Origin of the sequence: Falsiroseomonas oryzae, assembly GCF_027856955.1 — a bacterium.
Lineage (GTDB): Bacteria > Pseudomonadota > Alphaproteobacteria > Acetobacterales > Acetobacteraceae > Falsiroseomonas > Falsiroseomonas oryzae.
This window is the reverse complement of the sequence record NZ_JAPSMD010000846.1, coordinates 1-1,142: the sequence shown is the minus strand read 5'-3', so window position 1 is coordinate 1,142 and position 1,142 is coordinate 1. Positions and strand designations below refer to the sequence as shown.

Below are 1,142 nucleotides of genomic sequence, written 5' to 3'. Positions count from 1 at the left end.
GGCGGGGGCCTCGCCGCCCCCGCCCCGCGCCCAGCCTCAGGCCGGCTGGCGCCGGCGCCGCGCGAGGCCGAGCCCCGCGAGCCCCAGCCCGAACAGCGCCAGGGTCGCGGGTTCCGGCACCACCGCGTCGATCGTGCCGGGGGTATCCGGGCCGATGAAGCGGACGTCCCACGCAGGCCGCTCCTGGGCGGTGCCGGTCGCGGTGAAGGTGATGCTGCCGCGGATGACGACATCCTCCAGCACGGTGTTGTCGGCTGCGCGATAGAACGTCTCCTGGAAGCCGCCGACCGGCGCCAGGCTGGACAGCGCGGTACCGTTGATGGTCAGGCCGGTGATCGTGGACCGGCCGGTGCTGCCGCTCTCGTTTCCGGTGATGCTGAGGTAGGTGAAGCCGAGCCCGGCGTAGCTCGTCGCACCCGGCAGCGCGAAGGTGCTGCGGCTGATCGACTCGCCGGCGCCGAAGGCGCTGTCGCGGTTGAAGTCCACGCTGAGCGAGATGGCCCCGGTCGCCGCGGCATAGCTCACCTCGAACCCGTAGGCCTGGCCGATCTGCCAGACCGGCGAGCCGCCGGGGTTGAGGGTCGGCGACTGGTTCAGGGCGTTGGCGTCGTAGACGGACGCCTCGAATCCGGTGGCACCCCAGCGGATGCGGGCGCCGATCTCGCTCGCCAGCCCGGGATTGGCCGTCGTGACGATCGGTGCGGCGAGCGCATCGGGCGCAGCGGCGAAAGCTAGCGCGAGGGCGAGCGGAAGAATGTTGCGCATGGTCGAGTCTGCTCCTTGGCATGCGGTTGACCCGCGCGCAGAGGTGCAAGCCGCATGCCGTCTGGGCAAATTATTGAGACTATTCCAGTTAATAGATCAGATATGCCCTACATTTTCTCACAATGTAAAGTCTGCCGACTCCATCACGAACCGCGGATTGAAATCGAGTTGCCTGCCGGGCAGGGATGGCGAAATCGCCGGCCTCGGCTTCCCTGGCCCGGATCAGCCGCGCGCGGCGCCCCGCCCGGCGAACAGCGCGTCCAGCGGGCGCAGCGTCGCGTCCCAGTCATGCCCCGCCGCCACCGCCGCCCGCGCCGCCGTGCCGAGACCGGGATGCGCACCGGCCAGCACCTCCGCCACCCGCGTCGCGGTCGCGT

General features: G+C 70.6%; 1 protein-coding gene. It reads right to left on the bottom strand.

Annotation, left to right across the window (positions count from 1 at the left end):
* Positions 1 to 36: 36 nt before the first annotated feature.
* Positions 37 to 765: a PEP-CTERM sorting domain-containing protein gene (locus OZN99_RS32165; RefSeq protein WP_270939254.1), complete on the bottom strand. Its 729-nt coding sequence runs from the start codon at positions 763 to 765 to the stop codon at positions 37 to 39.
* Positions 766 to 1,142 lie beyond the last annotated feature (377 nt).

Coding starts and splice junctions, on each gene's coding strand:
- OZN99_RS32165 (WP_270939254.1), bottom strand. CDS start 765: ATGCGCAACATTCTTCCGCTCGCCCTCGCGCTAGCTTTCGCCGCTGCG.